This window comes from Ornithinimicrobium cavernae, from assembly GCF_003121625.1.
In the GTDB taxonomy this organism is placed as follows: Bacteria; Actinomycetota; Actinomycetes; order Actinomycetales; family Dermatophilaceae; genus Ornithinicoccus; species Ornithinicoccus cavernae.
Genome location: NZ_QDDJ01000002.1, coordinates 221,923 through 239,980, shown reverse-complemented (window position 1 = coordinate 239,980; position 18,058 = coordinate 221,923). Strand labels below are relative to the sequence as shown.

19 protein-coding genes are annotated in these 18,058 nt (G+C 71.0%); 11 read left to right on the top strand and 8 right to left on the bottom strand.

Translation table 11 applies throughout. The annotated features are described in order from the left end of the window. Positions 1-53 precede the first annotated feature (53 nt). Positions 54-845 carry an ABC transporter permease gene (locus DA085_RS02920; RefSeq protein ID WP_109471429.1) on the bottom strand — a complete coding sequence of 264 codons (792 nt, stop codon included), beginning with the start codon at positions 843-845 and terminating at the stop codon, positions 54-56. After that, positions 842-1,546, bottom strand: coding sequence for an ABC transporter ATP-binding protein (locus DA085_RS02915; RefSeq protein WP_419866491.1), 705 nt, complete (start codon positions 1,544-1,546; stop codon positions 842-844). Before DA085_RS02915 ends, DA085_RS02920 begins: the two co-directional genes overlap by 4 nt. A gap of 128 nt (positions 1,547-1,674) precedes the next feature. Between DA085_RS02915 and DA085_RS02910 the strand changes: the two genes are divergently transcribed. From DA085_RS02910 to DA085_RS02870, 9 genes are read left to right on the top strand one after another with little or no spacing between them, the layout of a single operon-like run. Further along, the gene (locus DA085_RS02910) at positions 1,675-2,388 is read left to right on the top strand and encodes a helix-turn-helix transcriptional regulator (RefSeq protein ID WP_237565268.1); all 714 of its coding nucleotides are present in this window, start codon (positions 1,675-1,677) and stop codon (positions 2,386-2,388) included. Further along, a complete protein-coding gene (gene sufB, locus DA085_RS02905; protein WP_109471427.1) occupies positions 2,385-3,806 on the top strand; it encodes a Fe-S cluster assembly protein SufB in 1,422 nt (473 codons plus the stop codon). Before DA085_RS02910 ends, sufB begins: the two co-directional genes overlap by 4 nt. After that, positions 3,806-5,008, top strand: a complete 1,203-nt coding sequence (gene sufD, locus DA085_RS02900; RefSeq protein WP_109471426.1) for a Fe-S cluster assembly protein SufD — start codon at positions 3,806-3,808, stop codon at positions 5,006-5,008. The genes sufB and sufD overlap by 1 nt, the downstream gene beginning before the upstream one ends. Continuing rightward, positions 5,005-5,355: a non-heme iron oxygenase ferredoxin subunit gene (locus tag DA085_RS02895; protein ID WP_109471425.1), complete on the top strand. Its 351-nt coding sequence runs from the start codon at positions 5,005-5,007 to the stop codon at positions 5,353-5,355. Before sufD ends, DA085_RS02895 begins: the two co-directional genes overlap by 4 nt. Before the next feature lie 21 nt (positions 5,356-5,376). Beyond that, positions 5,377-6,138: a Fe-S cluster assembly ATPase SufC gene (gene sufC / locus DA085_RS02890; protein ID WP_109471424.1), complete on the top strand. Its 762-nt coding sequence runs from the start codon at positions 5,377-5,379 to the stop codon at positions 6,136-6,138. After that, positions 6,138-7,430 (top strand): aminotransferase class V-fold PLP-dependent enzyme, encoded by a 1,293-nt coding sequence (locus tag DA085_RS02885; protein ID WP_109471423.1) that lies wholly within the window; start codon positions 6,138-6,140, stop codon positions 7,428-7,430. The genes sufC and DA085_RS02885 overlap by 1 nt, the downstream gene beginning before the upstream one ends. A 9-nt stretch (positions 7,431-7,439) precedes the next feature. Beyond that, a complete protein-coding gene (sufU, locus tag DA085_RS02880) occupies positions 7,440-7,904 on the top strand; it encodes a Fe-S cluster assembly sulfur transfer protein SufU (protein ID WP_109471422.1) in 465 nt (154 codons plus the stop codon). A 30-nt stretch (positions 7,905-7,934) separates the two neighbouring features. Beyond that, positions 7,935-8,261, top strand: coding sequence for a metal-sulfur cluster assembly factor (locus DA085_RS02875; RefSeq protein WP_109471421.1), 327 nt, complete (start codon positions 7,935-7,937; stop codon positions 8,259-8,261). After that, on the top strand, positions 8,254-8,886 hold the full coding sequence (locus DA085_RS02870) for an acVLRF1 family peptidyl-tRNA hydrolase (RefSeq protein WP_109471420.1): 633 nt from the start codon (positions 8,254-8,256) through the stop codon (positions 8,884-8,886). Before DA085_RS02875 ends, DA085_RS02870 begins: the two co-directional genes overlap by 8 nt. Before the next feature lie 64 nt (positions 8,887-8,950). Here DA085_RS02870 and DA085_RS02865 read toward each other — a convergent pair whose 3' ends face one another. Beyond that, complete coding sequence (locus tag DA085_RS02865) at positions 8,951-10,282, bottom strand: dicarboxylate/amino acid:cation symporter (protein ID WP_109471419.1); 1,332 nt, start codon at positions 10,280-10,282, stop codon at positions 8,951-8,953. Between the two features lie 352 nt (positions 10,283-10,634). Next, positions 10,635-11,549 carry a KPN_02809 family neutral zinc metallopeptidase gene (ypfJ, locus tag DA085_RS02860; RefSeq protein ID WP_109471418.1) on the bottom strand — a complete coding sequence of 305 codons (915 nt, stop codon included), beginning with the start codon at positions 11,547-11,549 and terminating at the stop codon, positions 10,635-10,637. Between the two features lie 112 nt (positions 11,550-11,661). Between ypfJ and DA085_RS02855 the strand changes: the two genes are divergently transcribed. Then, on the top strand, positions 11,662-13,260 hold the full coding sequence (locus DA085_RS02855; protein WP_109471417.1) for an ABC-F family ATP-binding cassette domain-containing protein: 1,599 nt from the start codon (positions 11,662-11,664) through the stop codon (positions 13,258-13,260). A gap of 16 nt (positions 13,261-13,276) precedes the next feature. Then, positions 13,277-15,178, top strand: a complete 1,902-nt coding sequence (locus DA085_RS02850; RefSeq protein WP_419866490.1) for an ABC transporter ATP-binding protein — start codon at positions 13,277-13,279, stop codon at positions 15,176-15,178. 5 nt (positions 15,179-15,183) lie between these two features. On the opposite strand, the gene DA085_RS02845 is transcribed toward DA085_RS02850, so the two are convergent. From DA085_RS02845 to DA085_RS02830, 4 genes are all read right to left on the bottom strand, one after another. After that, positions 15,184-16,014 carry an alpha/beta fold hydrolase gene (locus DA085_RS02845; RefSeq protein ID WP_109471416.1) on the bottom strand — a complete coding sequence of 277 codons (831 nt, stop codon included), beginning with the start codon at positions 16,012-16,014 and terminating at the stop codon, positions 15,184-15,186. Further along, a complete protein-coding gene (locus DA085_RS02840; RefSeq protein ID WP_109471415.1) occupies positions 16,011-16,472 on the bottom strand; it encodes a MarR family winged helix-turn-helix transcriptional regulator in 462 nt (153 codons plus the stop codon). Before DA085_RS02840 ends, DA085_RS02845 begins: the two co-directional genes overlap by 4 nt. A gap of 195 nt (positions 16,473-16,667) precedes the next feature. Further along, entirely contained in the window at positions 16,668-17,087 is a 420-nt protein-coding gene (locus DA085_RS02835) for a universal stress protein (RefSeq protein ID WP_109471414.1), read from the bottom strand. A 73-nt stretch (positions 17,088-17,160) separates the two neighbouring features. Continuing rightward, the gene (locus DA085_RS02830) at positions 17,161-17,928 is read right to left on the bottom strand and encodes an SDR family oxidoreductase (RefSeq protein ID WP_109471413.1); all 768 of its coding nucleotides are present in this window, start codon (positions 17,926-17,928) and stop codon (positions 17,161-17,163) included. Positions 17,929-18,058: the final 130 nt, after the last annotated feature.

Sequence of the window (18,058 nt, the reverse complement as noted above, 5' to 3'; positions counted from 1 at the left end):
AGAGACCCGACCCCGGGACACAACCATTCTCAATGCTCGGTCGGGGAACGGGGTCAGTCGGACCAGTGCAGGAGGCGCGCGGCGAGCACCGAGGCGAGTGCCGCCCAGACCAGGAGGACGAGGACCTCCAGGGCCGGGAACGCACCGGCGACCAACGCACTGCGCATGCCGTCGCCCAGGGCCGCGGAGGGCAGCAGGCCGACGAGGGTGTCCCACGGCTGCGGATAGCGCGCGGCAGGCACCAGCACGCCACCGAGGGCGGCCAGCAGGACCCACAGCAGGTTGGCGAGGGCGAGCACGCCCTCCGCGCGCAGCGTGCCGCCGATGAGGGCTGCCAGCGACGCGAAGGCGAGCACCCCGGCAACCGTGACGAGCAGGGCCCCGGGGAGTCCCACCGGGTCGGGCCTCCAGCCGAGGAGTGCCGCGACGGCGCCCAGGACGAGGAACTGCACCGCGACCACCACCAGGACCGAGCCGGCCTTGGCCAGGAGCAGTCCGCGCCGGCCCAGGGGAGTGGTGCCGAGCATCCGCAGCACGCCGTAGCGCCGCTCGTAGCCGAGCAGGATCGCCTGCCCGGTGAACGCCGTGGAGATCACTGCCAGGGCCAGGACCCCGGCGGTGGCGACGTCGACCCGGTCGCCCTCCCCGAGGGAGGGTGCGTCGGTGAGAGCCAGCGCGACCAGCGCCATCAGGGGCAGGACCACGCTGACCAGCAGCTGTTCGCCGTGGCTCAGCAGGCCGCGGGCCTCGAAAGCGGCCTGAGCGGCCAGCCGGCGCACGGGCGTGGCAGCCCGCGCGGTGGCGGGCCCTCCGACGGTCCCCGCGGTCGGCTCGGTGGGGGTCATGCGGGCTCGCTCCTGTCGGTGAGCGCGAAGTATGCCGTCTCGAGCGTCCCGCTGCCGGCCACCTCTGCGGCGGTGCCCTCCGCGACGGTCCGGCCCGAGGCCATGATCACCAGGTGGTCCGCGAGCCGCTCGGCCTCCTCGAAGGAGTGCGTCGTGACCACGACGGTGGCACCGTCGCCGGCGGTGCGTGCGATCAGCTCCCACACGGTGCGGCGGACGTGGGGGTCCAGGCCGGCGGTCGGCTCGTCCAGGAAGAGCACCTCGGGGTGTCCGACCAGCGCGGCCGCCAGGGCCACCCGCTGGCGCTGGCCGCCGGAGAGACGCCGGATAGTGGTCCCCGCGAACTCGTCGATGCCGAGCTCGCCGGCCAGCGCACCGACGTCCGCGGGGGAGGCGTAGAACCTGGACAGGTGGCGCAGCAACGGCAGGGGCCGCACCGCCTGGGGCAGGCCGCCGTCCTGGAGCATCACCCCGACACGGGCACGGTGCTCGGCGGGGGCGCGCCACGGGTCGGCACCCAGCACCTCGACGGTGCCGGAGTCGGCGTGCTGCAGGCCCTCGGCGATCTCCACCGTCGTGGTCTTCCCCGCACCGTTCGGGCCGAGCAGGCAGGTGACCTGTGCGGGCTGCGCCGTCCAGCTGACGCCGTCGAGGGCCCTCACCCGACCGAAGGCGCGGGTGAGCTGGTGGACGCGGATCACGAAGGCACTGTAGGCGACGGTGCTGGCGATTCTGACCTCGGCCGGGTGCAGGCAGGGACCGGGGGAATGAGGTTAGGCACCCCTTCGTTGGACCAGATGTGGATATACGTCACACTGGCATGGTGTTTATGGCAGACGGCACCCCAGAGTCCCGGACACGGGACCGGGTTCGTCGGGCCATCGGCGAGCGCGGCCCCATCTCGGCCCGCGACCTTGCCGACCTGCTGGGTCTGACCCCGGCCGCCGTGAGGCGCCACCTGGACGCTCTGGAGGAGGGCGAGCTGATCATCGAGCACGAGGCCGCCCCCGGCCGGCGTGGCCGTGGCCGGCCGGCCCGCAGCTTCGTCCTCACCGAGCGCGGTCAGGAGCAGATGTCCAACACCTACGACGACGTCGCCACCGCCGCCCTGAAGTTCCTGGCAGAGCACTCCGGCGAGTCCGCCGTGGAGGCCTTCGCCGAGGAGCAGATCCACGCCCTGGAGCAGCGCATCCGGGGGTCCGTCGAGGCTGCGGGCGACGACCTGGTCGCCCGGATCGAGGCCCTGTCCGAGGCCCTGTCGGCCGAGGGGTTCGCCGCCTCGACACGCCCGGTCGGCCAGGGCACCGGTCTGGCCGGCATCCAGCTGTGCCAGGGTCACTGCCCGGTGCGCAATGTCGCCACCGAGTTCCGTCAGTTCTGTGACGCCGAGACCGAGGCCATCTCGCGGCTCCTCGGCGTCCACGTGCAGCGTCTGGCCACCCTGGCCGGCGGCGAGCACGTCTGCACCACCTATATCCCCACCGGAGCCCTGACTGAGGGTCCGGTTGTCGTCGAGTCCACCGAAGGAAGGTCCATGCGATGAGCACACACATCGAAGAGCTGAACCCTGGTCTGAAGGACCTGGGCACCTATGAGTACGGTTGGGCGGACAGCGACGCAGCCGGCTCCATCGCCCAGCGTGGGCTGAACGAAGACGTGGTCCGCGGCATCTCGGGCCTCAAGAACGAGCCGGCCTGGATGCTCGAGCAGCGGGTCAAGGCCCTGAAGCTGTTCGACAAGAAGCCCATGCCCACGTGGGGCAGTGACCTGTCCGACATCGACTTCCAGAACATCAAGTACTTCGTCCGCTCCACCGAGCGGCAGGCGACGACGTGGGACGAGCTCCCCGAGGACATCAAGAACACCTACGACCGCCTGGGCATCCCGGAGGCCGAGAAGCAGCGTCTGATCGCCGGCGTCGCGGCGCAGTACGAGTCCGAGGTCGTCTACCACCAGATCCGCGAGGACCTGGAGGAGAAGGGCGTCCTGTTCCTGGACACCGACACCGCGCTGCGTGACCACGAGGACCTGTTCCGCGAGTACTTCGGCTCGGTCATCCCGGCCGGCGACAACAAGTTCTCCGCCCTGAACACCTCGGTGTGGTCAGGCGGCTCCTTCGTCTACGTCCCCCCGGGCGTCCACGTCGACATCCCGCTGCAGGCCTACTTCCGGATCAACACCGAGAACATGGGTCAGTTCGAGCGGACCCTGATCATCGCCGACGAGGGCTCCTCGGTGCACTACGTCGAGGGTTGCACCGCCCCGATCTACCAGACCGACAGCCTGCACAGCGCCGTCGTCGAGATCATCGTGAAGAAGAACGCCCGCGTGCGCTACACGACGATCCAGAACTGGTCCAACAACGTCTACAACCTGGTCACCAAGCGCGCGACCTGCGCCGAGGGCGCGACCATGGAGTGGATCGACGGCAACATCGGGTCGAAGGTCACCATGAAGTACCCGGCCGTCTTCCTGCTCGGTGAGCACGCCAAGGGTGAGACCCTGTCCGTCGCCTTCGCGGGCGAGGGCCAGCACCAGGACGCCGGCTCCAAGATGGTGCACGCGGCGCCGAACACCTCCTCGACCATCGTCTCCAAGTCGGTGGCCCGCGGTGGTGGCCGCACGTCCTACCGCGGCCTGGTGCAGGTGCTCGAGGGAGCCAAGAACAGCCGCTCCAGCGTCGTCTGTGACGCCCTGCTGGTCGACCAGATCTCCCGGTCCGACACCTACCCCTACAACGACATTCGTGAGGACGACGTGCAGATGGCCCACGAGGCCACGGTCTCGAAGGTCTCCGAGAACCAGTTGTTCTACCTGATGTCCCGCGGCATGAGCGAGACCGAGGCCATGGCGATGATCGTCCGTGGCTTCGTCGAGCCGATCGCCCGCGAGCTGCCCATGGAGTACGCCCTCGAACTCAACCGGCTCATCGAGCTGCAGATGGAAGGAGCCGTCGGCTGATGACCCTGCTCACCGACAAGCCCAGAGACCACGTCGACCCGCAGAGCACCGTGGGGAGCCCGCCGGAGGAGTCCCGGGCCGCCCGCCTGACCTCCTTCGAGGTCAGCGACTTCCCGGTGCCCAACGGCCGCGAGGAGGAGTGGCGCTTCACCCCGGTCGACCGGCTGGGCGGGGTCTTTGCAGACGAGGCCGACGACGTCCGTGGCGATGATCACCCGGCTGACTTCGACGTCTCCGGCGTTCTCGACGTGATGGGCGACTCGCTGGCTCCCGGCCAGGCCCCGCGTGGCACCGTCCTGGTGCCCGGCGACCGCGGTGCGGTCGTCGCCTCGGCCCACTGTGCCGAGGCGCTCTATCTCAAGCTCGAGGCCGAGCGGGAGTATGTCGAGCCGCTGCGGGTCAACATCCACGGCAACGGTGCGGGCCGCCTGTCCAGCGCGCACTACGTCGTGGAGGCGGGCCACCACAGCAAGGCCCTGCTGATCCTGGACCACACCGGCTCCGCCGACCACCGTGGCAACCTGGAGGTCATCGTCGGCGACGGCGCTGAGCTGACCGTCGTCACGCTCCAGCGCTGGGACGACGACGCGATCCACCTGGGCCAGCACGACGCACAGGTCGGCCGCGACGCGACCTACAAGCACATCGCGGTCAGCCTCGGCGGCTCGATCGTGCGGGTCAACTCCAACGTGCGCTATGACGGCCCCGGCGGCGACGCCACCCTGCTGGGCGTCTACTTCGCCGACGCCGGTCAGCACCTGGAGCACCGCTCCTTCGCCGACCACAACGCCCCGCACACCAAGTCCCTGGTCACCTACAAGGGTGCGCTCCAGGGCGACGGTGCGCACACGGTCTGGGTCGGCGACGTGCTGATCCGCAAGGAGGCCGAGGGGATCGACACCTACGAGCTCAACCGCAACCTGGTGCTCACCGACGGTGCCCGCGCCGACTCGATCCCCAACCTCGAGATCGAGACCGGTGAGATCGCCGGTGCCGGCCACGCCAGCTCCACCGGCCGGTTCGACGACGAGCAGCTGTTCTATCTGATGTCGCGCGGCATCGACGAGACCAACGCCCGCCGTCTGGTGGTCCGCGGCTTCTTCGCCGACATCATCGCCAAGATCGGGGTCCCCGAGGTCGTGGACACCCTGATGGCGGCCATCGAGGAGGAGCTCGAGGCCGACATGGGGGCGGCTGCATGACCGACCGCGTCCGGACCCAGGACGAGGGACAGCTGTCCTTCGTCCGGGTCTGCACGCTGGACGACCTGCCCCAGGTGGGCGCGGTCCAGGCCAGCTTCGACGGCCGTCTTGTCGCGATCGCCCGTGACTCCAGTGGCGAGGTGCACGCGTTCGACGACACGTGCACCCACGCCAACGTCTCCCTCTCCGAGGGGGACCTGGACGGACGCACCATCGAGTGCTGGCTGCACGGCTCGCGCTTCGACATGACCACAGGGGAGCCCACCGGTCTCCCCGCCACCCAGCCCATCGCCATACACACCGTGAAGATCGAGGGCGAGGACGTCCTCGTCGCCCTCACCGCCTGAAGACTTCGCAAGGAGAAGCACATGACCACTCTTGAGATCCGCGACCTGCACGTCAGCGTGGAGACCGACACCGAGCACAAGCAGATCCTGCGCGGCGTCGACCTGACCATCAACTCCGGTGAGACCCACGCCATCATGGGCCCCAACGGGTCCGGCAAGTCGACCCTCGCCTACGCCGTGGCCGGGCACCCGAAGTACACCGTGACCAGCGGCACGATCACCCTGGACGGTGAGGACGTGCTGGCGATGGGCGTGGACGAGCGTGCCAAGGCCGGACTGTTCCTGGCCATGCAGTACCCCGTCGAGGTCCCCGGCGTGACGGTGTCCAACTTCCTGCGCACCGCCAAGACCTCCATCGACGGCGAGGCCCCCAAGCTGCGCACCTGGGTCAAGGACATGAAGGGGGCCATGGAGGCCCTGCGGATGGACCCGGCCTTCGCCGAGCGCAACGTCAACGAGGGCTTCTCCGGTGGTGAGAAGAAGCGCCACGAGATCCTCCAGATGGAGCTGCTCCAGCCGAAGATCGCCGTCCTGGACGAGACCGACTCCGGCCTGGACGTCGACGCCCTCAAGGTCGTCGCCGAGGGGGTCAACCGCGTCAAGGAGCAGACCGGGCTGGGCGTCATGCTGATCACCCACTACACCCGGATTCTGCGCTACATCAACCCCGACCACGTGCACGTCTTCGTGGCCGGCAAGGTCGCCGAGTCCGGTGGCCCGGAGCTGGCCGACCGCCTCGAGAACGAGGGCTACGACCGCTACGTGCAGGCTGCCGCGGTCTGATGTCCGCCTTCACGGAGGATGAGCTGGCCCGGATCCGGGCGGACTTCCCCGTGCTCTCCCGCACGGTGCGCGACGGTCGCCCGCTGGTCTACCTGGACAGCGGAGCGACCGCGCAGAAGCCCTGGTGCGTCCTGGATGCCGAGCGGGAGTACTACTCGACGCACAACGCCGCGGTGCACCGTGGCGCGCACCAGCTCGCCGAGGAGGCCACCGAGGCCTTCGAGGGAGCGCGCGCCACGGTGGCCCGCTTCATCGGTGCCCGGCCCGACGAGGTCGTGTTCACCAAGAACGGCACCGAGGCGATCAACCTGGTGGCCTACGCCATGAGCAACGCCGGGGCACCCGGTGCCGTCGAGGGGGCCGACCCCGAGGTGGCGGCCCGGCTGCGGCTCGGGCCGGGTGACGAGATCGTGGTCACCGAGATGGAGCACCACGCCAACCTCGTGCCCTGGCAGGAGCTGGCCCGGCGCACCGGGGCGACCCTGCGCTGGATCGGTGTCACCGACGACGGTCACCTGCAGGACCCGACGACGGTCGTGGGGGAGCGGACCCGGATCCTCGCCTTCACGCAGGTGTCGAACGTGCTCGGCACGCTCAACGACGTCGCACCACTCGTGGCCGCGGCCCGCGCGGTCGGCGCCCTGACCCTGGTCGACGCGTGCCAGTCGGTGCCACACCTGCCGGTGGACGTGACGGCGCTCGGCGTGGACTTCCTGGCCTTCACCGGTCACAAGGTGATCGGGCCCTCCGGCATCGGTGTCCTCTGGGGGCGTCCGGAGCTGCTCGCGGCGATGCCGCCGTTCATCACCGGCGGCTCGATGATCGAGCTGGTCCACATGGAGTCCTCGACCTACGCGCCGCCGCCGCAGCGCTTCGAGGCCGGGGTGCCGATGGCCGCCCAGGCCGTCGGTCTGGCCTCTGCGGTGGACTACCTGACCGAGCTGGGCATGGACCGGGTCCACCAGCACGACACGGAGCTGACGGCATACTGCCTCGAGCAGCTGGCCGGGCGCCCGTGGGTGCGGGTGGTCGGGCCCGCCGCCCCGGCCGACCGGGTGGGGGCCGTGGCCTTCACCGTCGAGGGGATCCACCCCCACGACGTGGGGCAGGTGCTCGACGACCGGGGGATCGCGGTGCGCACCGGCCACCACTGCGCGTGGCCCCTGCACCGGCGGCTGGGCATTCCGGCCAGCACCCGGGCGAGCTTCTCCGTCTACACCGACCGCGCCGACATCGACGCCTTCGTGGAGGCGCTGGACACCGTGCCCGGCGTCTTCGGAATGACCGCCTGAGGAGGGACGATGGACCTGTACGGCGAACTGATCCTGGACCACTCCAAACACCCCCAGCACGTCGGGCTGCGTGAGCCGTTCGGCGCGGAGGTGCACCACATCAACCCCACCTGCGGCGACGAGGTGACCCTGCGCGTGCAGGTCACGGACGGGGTCGTGCGCGACGTGTCCTACGACGCGCAGGGCTGCTCCATCTCGATCGCCTCCACCTCGGTGCTGGCCGAGGAGACGATCGGTCACCCGGTGAGCGAGGCGCTCGAGACGTACCTCGCCATGCGGCGGATGCTGACCAGCCGGGGCACCGAGGCCGGCGACCCCGAGCAGATCGGCGACGGCGTGGCCTTCGCCGGGGTGTCCCGCTACCCGGCCCGCGTGAAGTGCGCGCTCCTGGGCTGGACCGCGTTCACCGACGCACTGGCCCGCAGCGGCGAGGACATCTCCGTGGTGTCCGACACGACACACAGCCGCACATGAGACCCTGAGACCACCACCTAGGAGGACCCGATGAGCCAGACCGTCACCCCACCCAATGTCGCCGACGTCGAGGAGGCGCTCCGCGACGTCGTCGATCCCGAGCTTGGCATCAACGTCGTCGACCTCGGCCTGATCTACGGCCTGACCGTCGACGCCCAGTCCCACTCCGTCATCGACATGACCCTCACCTCCGCGGCGTGCCCGCTCACCGACGTGATCGAGGAGCAGGTCGGGCAGGTCCTGGAGGGCCTGGTCTCCAGCTACCGGATCAACTGGGTCTGGATGCCGCCGTGGGGACCGGACAAGATCACCCCCGAGGGCCGTGAGCAGCTGCGCGCCCTCGGGTTCAATGTCTGAGGCTGTCCTGAGCACCAGCCCCACGCGTGTGGTCGAGGTCGACCCCGCGCGCCTGGAGCGGTGGATCAGCGGCTTCACCGAACGGCACGGTGTGCCGGAGCGGTCCCCCGGGGCCGACCCGGTCGCCGTGCCGTTCGTGCTCGCCGCCCCCGACGGCGCGGTCGCCGAGGTCCTGGCCTGGGCGCCCGGCCGGGTCGATCTGCCCGGGCGGCTCGGGCTGGTCCTGCTGCGCAGGGGCGGGTATGCCGTGGGGCTGGGCGTCGGGGAACAGCTCACCGACCACTACTGCGGCACCCGTTACGTCCAGTCCCGGACGGCCGCGGGCGGGTGGAGCCAGCAGCGTTACGCCCGGCGCCGCGGCAACCAGGCCGACGCCCTGGTGGGGCGGGTCGTCGAGCAGGCCGCGGACCGGCTCCTCGGCCCGCGCGGAGCCCTGGTGGACGGGCTGGTGGTCGGCGGGGACAGGTCCCTGGTGCGGCAGGTCCTCCAGGATCCCGGGCTCGCCCCGTTGACCGGGCTGCCCCGACGTGAGTTCTACGACGTGACCGACCCCAGGCTGAAGGTCCTGCAGGAGACCCTGCGCCGCGCACGGGCCACCCGGATCCGGCTGCGGGAGCCGGGCTGACCCGGGGGCAGCGGTCACGCCGCCCCCGGGTCAGCCCAGGCCCCGCTGCACGAGGCCGCCCTCGTCAGGCCGGCACGGTCACCACGTCGAGGTCCTCGCGCCAGGCGTGCCCGTCGCGCGGCGCGTCGAACACCTCCCGGTCGAGGATCCCCTCGCGGGCGGCGACGATCGTGGGCACCAGGGCCTGGCCGGCGACGTTGGTCGCGGTGCGTCCCATGTCCAGGATCGGGTCGATGGCCAGCAGCAGGCCGACACCCTCGAGCGGCAGCCCGATGGTCGAGAGGGTCAGCGTCAGCATGACCATGGCGCCCGTGACGCCCGCGGTGGCGGCCGAGCCGATGACCGAGACGAACGCGATGAGCAGGTAGTCGGTGAGCCCGAGGCTCACGCCGAAGAACTGCGCGACGAAGATCGCCGAGATCGCCGGGTAGACCGCGGCGCACCCATCCATCTTGGTCGTGGCACCCAGTGGCACGGCGAAGGAGGAGTAGGCGCGGGGCACCCCGAGGTTGCGCTCGGTGACGGCCTGGGTCACCGGCAGGGTGCCGATCGAGGAGCGCGACACGAACGCCAGCTGGATCGCGGGCCAGGCGCCGGTGAAGAACTGCTTCACCGACAGGCCGTGCATGCGCAGGATGACGGGGTAGAGCACGGCGAGCACCAGCGCCAGGCCGGCGTAGATGGCGATGGCGTACCAGCCCAGGGACCCGAGGGCGTCCCAGCCGTAGGTCGCCACGGCCTTGCCCAGCAGGCCAACTGTCGCCAGGGGAGCGAGCAGGATGATCCACCACAGGACCTTCTGCACCACGGCGAGCGCGGACCGCGTGATGTTGAGGAAGGGCTCGGCGGGTGCGCCGACCTTGAGGGCGGCCACTCCGAAGGCGATGGCGACGATGAGGATCTGCAGCACGTTGAAGGACAGGCCGACACTGCCGTCGTCCCCGGCCGAGCCCTGCAGACCCAGCACGTTGCCCGGGATGAGACCGGTGAGGAAGTCGAGCCACGAGCCGGAGGAGCCGGGCGCGGCCGCGTCGGCGGTGCTCACCGAGGTGCCGCGGGCCGGGTTGACGACCAGGCCGACCGCCATGCCGATGGCCACCGAGGCCAGGGCGGTCACGGCAAACCAGAACAGCGTCTGCCAGGCGAGGCGGGCCGCGCCGGTGACCTCACGCAGGTTCGCGATGGAGCTGACGATCGCGAGGAAGACCAGGGGCGGCACGATGGCGCGCAGGAGGGTGACGAACGAGGATCCGATGATCGTGAGGGTCTCGGTCAGCCAGTTGGGGTCCTCGGCGCCGCCACCCATCTGGCGGGCGAGCAGTCCGAGGACCACACCGAGGACGAGACCGATCAGGACCTGGGTGCCGAAACTGATCCGGCGCAGGCGAGCAAGCATGGAGGAATGAGCCTTTCGGGCAACGGTGCGGGGGAGGGCGTGGTCGCGGGCGCGCAGGGCTCAGCCGGCTGACCACGGGGGCCGCAGGGAGCGGCGGGCGGGTGCGGGGTCAGCGCAGACAGCGGGAGGTGCTGTGGCGCAGCAGGTCGACGTCGAGCCGACGAGTGAGGTCCCACACGTTGTGTCGCACGAAGACGGCAACCGCACGGCAAGTCGAGGCTATTCCCAAGGCCAGGTTATGTGACGGGAGTCACGCAGGGCCGTATGACGAGTGCCCGGCCTGGCACGTCTCCTCACGACAACGGCCGGTCACCCGAGGTGACCGGCCGCCTGCCCACAGAGGGAACCCGGGTCAGCCCAGGTCCTCGGCGGCGAAGGTGTTGCACTGGTTCGGGTCACCGGTCTCGTAGCCGGTGAGGAACCACTTCTGGCGCTGCTCGGACGAACCGTGCGTCCAGTTCTCCGGGGTCACCCGGCCCTGCATCTGCTCCTGGATCCGGTCGTCGCCGACCGCCTCGGCTGCGGACAGCGCGGACTGGATCTGGTCCTGGGTGATCGGCTCGAGGATCGCGGTGTCCTCCTGGCCCAGGCGGGTCCCGTCGGCGTGGGCCACCCACACCCCGGCGTAGCAGTCCGCCTGGAGCTCGACCCGGACGGCCCCCGACTCGGGGCCCTGCGGGTCCTGCTGGGCGCGGCCGAGCACCCCGTTGAGGTTCTGCACGTGGTGTCCGTACTCGTGTGCCACGACATACATCTGGGACAGCGAGCCGCCGTCGCCGCCCATCTGCTCGAGCTGGTCGAAGAAGCTCACGTCGATGTAGACCTGGCTGTCGAGCGGGCAGTAGAAGGGCCCGACCTGGCTGTTGGCCGTGCCACAGCCCGTCTGGACGGTGCCGGAGAAGATCACGGTCTGGGCCGGCTGGTACTGGGACCAGGCGCTCGTCCAGAAGGCCTGGACGCTGTTGACGGTCCCGATCACCCGACAGTCCTGGTGCTCGTTGGCGTCCGCGCCGGTCTGGCAGTGCGAGAAGTCCTCGGAGACCCCCTCGCCGCTCGTGGAGACCTCACTCGCGCCGAAGTTCCACGGTGACCCCGACGAGCCGGTCCCACCGCCGCCGAGGCTGCCGCCGAAGAGCAGGTAGAGCACGAGCACGATGATGCCGCCGATGCCGCCGCCGGCCGCCAGGCCGCCGCCGCCACCCCGTCGACCTCCACCGCCGCCGCGGACCTGACCCGTGTCGAGCCGGGCGTTCTCCTTGAAGGTCATGCTCTCTCCGCTCTATCCATTCGCCGGACGTGGCGCCGCGATCGTAGACTAACCACCTCCCGCCGTCTCAGCACCTGCTGTTGCCGTATGCCGTCCCCTAGGAGTCCTGCACGTGATCACTGTCTCGGGGGTCGAGCTGCGCGCCGGGTCCCGCCTGTTGATGGACGAGGTCACGTTCCAGGTGGCACCGGGGGACCGCGTCGGCCTGGTCGGGCGCAACGGTGCCGGCAAGACGACGCTCACCAAGGTCCTGGCCGGGGAGGCTGAGCCGGCCGCCGGGTCGGTGGTCCGGCGCGGAGACGTGGGCTACCTTCCCCAGGACCCGAGGACCGGGGACCTGCACGTGCTCGGCCGGGACCGGATCCTGGCGGCCCGCGGCCTGGACACCGTCATCCGTGACCTGCGCGCCGCCGAGACCGCGATGGGCAGTGAGGACGACGCGGTGCGGGAGAAGGCGATGGGCCGGTACACCCGCCTGGACGCCGAGTTCAACGCCCGTGGTGGCTATGCCGCCGAGTCCGAGGCGGCGTCGATCGCCTCGAGCCTCGGTCTGCCGACCCGCGTGCTCGACCAGGAGCTCGTGACACTGTCCGGTGGGCAGCGCCGCCGGATCGAGCTGGCCCGGATCCTGTTCAGCGGTGCCTCGACCCTGCTGCTCGACGAGCCGACCAACCACCTGGACGCCGACTCGATCGTGTGGCTGCGCGACTACTTGAAGACCTACCCGGGTGGGCTGCTGGTCATCTCCCACGACGTGGAGCTGATCGGGCAGGTGGTCAACCGGGTGTTCCACCTGGACGCCAACCGCGGTGAGATCGACCAGTACAACATGGGCTGGAAGACCTACCTGCAGCAGCGGGAGACCGACGAGCGTCGGCGCAAGCGCGAGCGGGTCAACGCCGAGAAGAAGGCCGCCACGCTGATGGCCCAGGCGGACAAGATGCGCGCCAAGGCGACCAAGGCCGTGGCGGCACAGAACATGGCGCGTCGGGCGCAGAAGCTGTTGGCGGGCCTGGAGAGCGAGCGGGCGGTCGACCGGGTCGCCAAGCTGCGGTTCCCCTCTCCGGCGCCGTGCGGCCGGACACCGCTGTCGGCCTCGGGGCTGTCGCGCTCCTACGGCTCGCTGGAGGTCTTCACCGACGTCGACCTCAACATCGACCGCGGCAGCAGGGTCGTCGTGCTGGGTCTCAACGGCGCCGGCAAGACCACGCTGCTGCGGATCCTCGCCGGGATCGACGAGCCGGACACCGGTCAGGTGGAGCCGGGCCACGGCCTGCGCCTGGGCTACTACGCGCAGGAGCACGAGACGCTGGATGTCGACCGGTCCGTCCTGCAGAACATGAAGTCGGCGGCCCCGGACCTGGACGAGACCGAGACCCGCAAGGTGCTGGGTTCCTTCCTGTTCTCCGGCGACGACGTGGACAAGCCGGCCGGGGTGCTCTCCGGCGGCGAGAAGACCCGGCTGGCCCTGGCCATGCTGGTGGTCTCGGCCGCCAACGTCCTGCTCCTGGACGAGCCCACCAACAACCTGGACCCGGCCTCCCGCGAGGAGGTGCTGTCGGCACTGCGCACCTACGAGGGTGCGGTCGTGCTGGTGAGCCACGACGAGGGTGCGGTCGCGGCGCTGGAGCCCGAGCGGGTCCTGTTGCTGCCCGATGGTGTCGAGGACCTGTGGAACCAGGACTACCAGGACCTCATCGCCCTCGCCTGAGGGACGGAGGGAGGACATGATGATGGGTCCCGGATCCGGCCCCGGCGCCACGATGCGCGGGTTCACCCGCGACCGGTCGGTGCGTGACCACCGGCTGCGGCAGGGCACGGGGCGCCGGGTCGTCGGCTACGGTCGGCCGTTCCGGTCGGACATCGGGCTCTTCCTGGTGCTCACGATCGTCGTCGCCGCCCTGGGCGTGGCCACCCCGCTGCTGCTGGGGCGGATCATCGACGACGGTGTCATCCCGGAGGACCGCCAGGTCGTCATCGTGCTCGGCGTCGTGGTCGCGGTCCTGGCCGTGCTCGAGGCCGGTCTGACCGTCATCACCCGTTTCTACGGTGCCCGCATCGGTGAGGGCCTGATCCTCAACCTGCGCACCGAGGTCTTCGCGCACGTGCTGCGCCAGCCGATCGCCTTCTTCACGCGCGCCCAGACCGGGGCGCTCGTCAACCGGCTCAACACCGACGTGATCGGGGCGCAGACGGCGTTCACCAGCATCCTGTCGGGCCTGGTCAGCAACGTGGTCTCCCTGGTCCTCATCCTGGGTGCGCTGCTGACGATGTCCTGGCAGATCACGGTGCTCGCCCTCCTGCTGCTGCCGGTCTTCCTGATCCCCGCGCAACGCATGGGCCAGCGGTTGTCGGCGCTGACCCGGCAGCAGATGACCCTCAACGCCGAGCTCGCCACGCGGATGACCGAGCGCTTCAATGTCGCCGGAGCGCTCCTGGTGCGCCTCTTCGGCCGGCCGGCCCAGGAGGACCTGGAGTATGCCGAGCGGGCCAGGGGGGTGCGCGACGCGGGGGTCCGGATCGCGGTCAACCGGGTCATCTTCCTGGCCGGACTGGGGCTGGTCGCTGCGCTGGCCACGGCGCTGGTGTACGGCATGGGCGGCCTGATGGCCGTCGCCGGCCAGCTCTCCGTGGGCACGCTCGTCGCCATGGCGGCCCTGCTCGGGCGGATGTACGGGCCGCTCACGGCGTTGTCCAACGTCCGCGTCGACATCATGACGGCCCTGGTCTCGTTCGAGCGGATCTTCGAGGTCCTGGACCTGGAGCCGCTGGTGCGGGAGGCCGCCGAGCCGGTCGACCTCCCCGACGGTCCGGTCGACGTGGAGCTGGAGGGGGTGTCCTTCGCCTACCCCGGGGCCGACCAGGTGTCCATCGCCTCGCTGGAGAGCCGTCCCGAGCTGGAGACGGGTGCCGAGGGTGCGGACGGTGCCGGCGTGCTCCACGACGTGACGGTGCGCATCGGTGCGGGTCAGCTCGTGGCGCTGGTCGGGCCGAGTGGCGCGGGCAAGTCGACCCTGACCACGATGGTCTCGCGGCTCTACGACCCGACGGAGGGCGCCGTCCGCATCGGGGGAGTGGACCTGCGCACCGCCACCTTCGCCAGCCTCTCCCGCACCATCGGGGTGGTGACGCAGGAGGCACACATGTTCAACGACACGATCCGCGCCAACCTGCTCTACGCTGCGCCGGCTGCCACGACCGAGGAGATCGAGCGCGCGCTGCGGGCTGCGCAGGTGTGGTCCCTGGTGGAACGGCTGCCCGACGGCCTGGACACGGTGGTGGGGGACCGCGGCCACCGGCTGTCCGGTGGCGAGAAGCAGCGGCTGGCGATCGCGCGGCTGCTGCTGAAGTCGCCGGCCGTCGTGCTGCTCGACGAGGCCACGGCCCACCTGGACAGCGAGTCGGAGGCGGCCGTCCAGCGGGCGCTGGACGAGGCGCTGGCCGGGCGCACGTCGATCGTCATCGCGCACCGGCTCAGCACGGTCCGGGAGGCCGACCAGATCCTGGTGCTGGACGGGGGGCGGATCGTGCAGAGTGGCACGCACGAGGAGCTCCTGGCCCAGGGCGGTCTCTACCGCACCCTGCACGACACCCAGTTCCGCACCGAGCGGCAGACGCCGACCTGCTGACGCCCTCAGCCGGTGAGCACCTCGTCGAGGAAGTCGTCCACGGCATGCTCCCAGGCCAGCGGCTGCTCCAGGTTGGGGTAGTGGCCTGCCCCGGGGATCCGCACGACGCCACGGCCGTCCCGCACACCCGCCACGGCCCGCTCGGTCATCCGGTGGTGGTCGGTGAAGTCCAGCTCGCCCACGATGCCCAGCACGGGCACGCTGATCTCGCCGAGCCGGTCCCACGATCCGGTGACGTGCTCCGGAGGGACGACGCCGGGCTGCAGGTGGGTGCCGACGAAGTGCCGGTGCAGGCTCGCGACGCGGTCGCGGGCCTGCGGGTCGACGTCGTCGAGACTGCGTGCGGGGCCGGCCATCCACTCCAGGGTCGCTGCCAGCCACCCCGTGACGTCCTGCGCCGCGATCGCCTCCTCCGACCGGCGGAGCAGCTCGAGGGCGGCGGCCGACTCGAAGACCGGCTCGTTCGTGCCCGCACCGCTGAGCACCAGCGCGTGGACGGTCTCCGGGTGCTCCAGGGCGGTGTCGACGGCCGTGCCGGCCCCCATGCTGGTGCCGACCAGCACCGCCGGACCGAGGTTGAGGTGACGCACCAGGGCGGCGACGTCGTCGCAGTGCCGGAAGGGTTCCAGCGCGGTCGAGGACCGGCCGTGCGTGCGGGCGTCGGGTGCCACGACGGTGGTGCGCATGGCCAGGTGCTCCAGCTCGCGGTCGTACATGCGGTGGTCGGTGTAGCCGGCGTGCAGCAGCACGACCGGCGGTGTGCCCGCGCCGTCGACGGCGTAGGCGAGGTGGCCGGAGGGCACCGCGAGGTGCTCCAGGTGACGGGTCGTGGTCATGGGTCGTTCCTCTCGGTGGTGGTGATCAGCTCTTCCAGCCGGGTGACCAGGTGGTCCAGGACGCGGACGCAGGCCGCGACGTCTGCGGGGTCCAGTCCCCGCGCCACGGTGACGAGACGGTCTGTCTCCGCGGCGTGCAGGGTGGTGAAGGTCTCCTCTCCCCGGGGCGTGAGGGCGACCAGGTGCGATCGTCGGTGCTCGGGGTTGGGGCGTGTCTGCACGAGACCGAGCTCCCGGGCGCGATCGACCAGGGTCTGCACTCCCTGCCGGGTCACGTAGAGGCGGCGGGCGATGGAGGGGACCGTCTGCGGGCCGTCGTCGTGGAGCCGTTCCAGGACGGCTCGCAGCGGGACGGTGAGGTCGGTGCCCTCGAGCGCCGCGCCGACGGCGCGCGCAGACAGCTCGTGGACGGGTCGGATCCGCTGCAGCACAGCGTAGAGCCGGGCGCCTTCGTTCATGACAACTAAACTGTCAGAATGACAAGTGAGTTGTCAAGTCTTCGGTCCTGGGCGTCCGGTGGGTGCTGACTCGCCACGCGCGTTGGGGCGTGCTGCGAGGGGAGGACGACCACGCCGGCGTGGGGGGCGGGCTCGCCCCCCGCGTGGGGCGTGCTGCGAGGGGAGGACGACGACCGGCCCGTGGAGGGCTGGCGTTCAGGCGTGCTTGACGACCAGCACGGGCACGGGTGAGTCCAGCAGCACGCGCTGGAGAGTGCGGCCCATGAGGAACTTGCCGATCTCCGAGCGGCGGCGCGACCCGACGACCAGCAGCTCGGCACCGTGGGTGGTCGCCAGCTGCACGAGTGCCGAGGCGATGTCACCCGCCGAGGTTGTCGACACCACCTGCCACTCGGGAGCCGCCTCACCGGCGAGCTCCGCCACCACCTGGGCGACCTCCTGCTCCACCGCCCGCACCCCGCTCTCGGCGGCCGGCACCCCGGCGGTGCCGGACAGACCGGTCTCCTCGACGTGGAGGACCAGGAGCGAGGTGTCGTGGACCCTGGCCCACTCCAGGGCAGCGGTCACGGCGGACCGCCCCTCGGGCCTGGCGTTGTGGGCGACGGCGACGGGCATGCTGGACTCCTTGGCTCGGCGGTGGCGCGACGTGCTCCGGGCGCAGCTCAGCGTAGCCGTTCGCCGGTCGCCCTCAGAGGGTGCGGGTCTGACCGCCGTCGACGGTCACCACGGACCCGGTCAGGTAGGAGGCGACCGGGGAGGTCACGAACGCGGCGACCGCGCCGAACTCCTCGGGCTGGCCGTAGCGGCCGAGCGGCACCACTGCCGCGTGGCGGGCCCGCCGCGCCGCCGCGTCGCCGCTGGCCTCGTCCAGCTCCCGCACGCGGTCGGTGTCGAACCGGCCGGGCAGCAGACAGTTGACCCGGTGGCCCTCGGGTCCGTACTCATCGGCCATGGTCTTGGCTGCCATGGCCAGCCCGGGACGCAGCCCGTTGGAGATCGCGAGGTCAGCGAGGGGCGCGCGGACCGAGGTGGACAGCACGAAGGTGATCGCCATCGGGCGCGTCGCGGCCTCCAGCAGGGTGCGGGCCACGCGCAGGGGCCCCAGGTGCACCTGCTCGAACGCCGCTCGCCACTCATCGTCCGTCTTCTCCCGCAACCGCCCGGGAGGGGGACCACCGACGCTCAGCACCGCACCGTCGAGACTGTCCAGGTGCTCCTGTGCCGTCCGGAGGATCTGGTCGGCGGCGGCCGGATCGGCCAGGTCACCGGCGAGGGCGTAGGCGGTGCCCGCGCCGAGGCCGGTCAGCTCTTCGGCCGTGCGTGCCACCCGGTCGGCGTCCCGGCCGACGAGGAGCACGTCGGCCCCGTCGGCGACGAGGCACTCGGCGCTCGCGCGCCCCAGGCCGCGCGATCCGCCGGTGACGAGGTAACCGCGTCCGGCCAGTCCCAGATCCATGCGCACATCGTCGCACCCGGCGAGCAGCGGCCGGTCGGCGGGAGGCCGTCGCGGTGGCGTGAGGCGGGTCTCGAGACGCCGTCCGTCTGCACCCGTGGCACGGACAGGCACCCGTGGCACGGACAGGCAG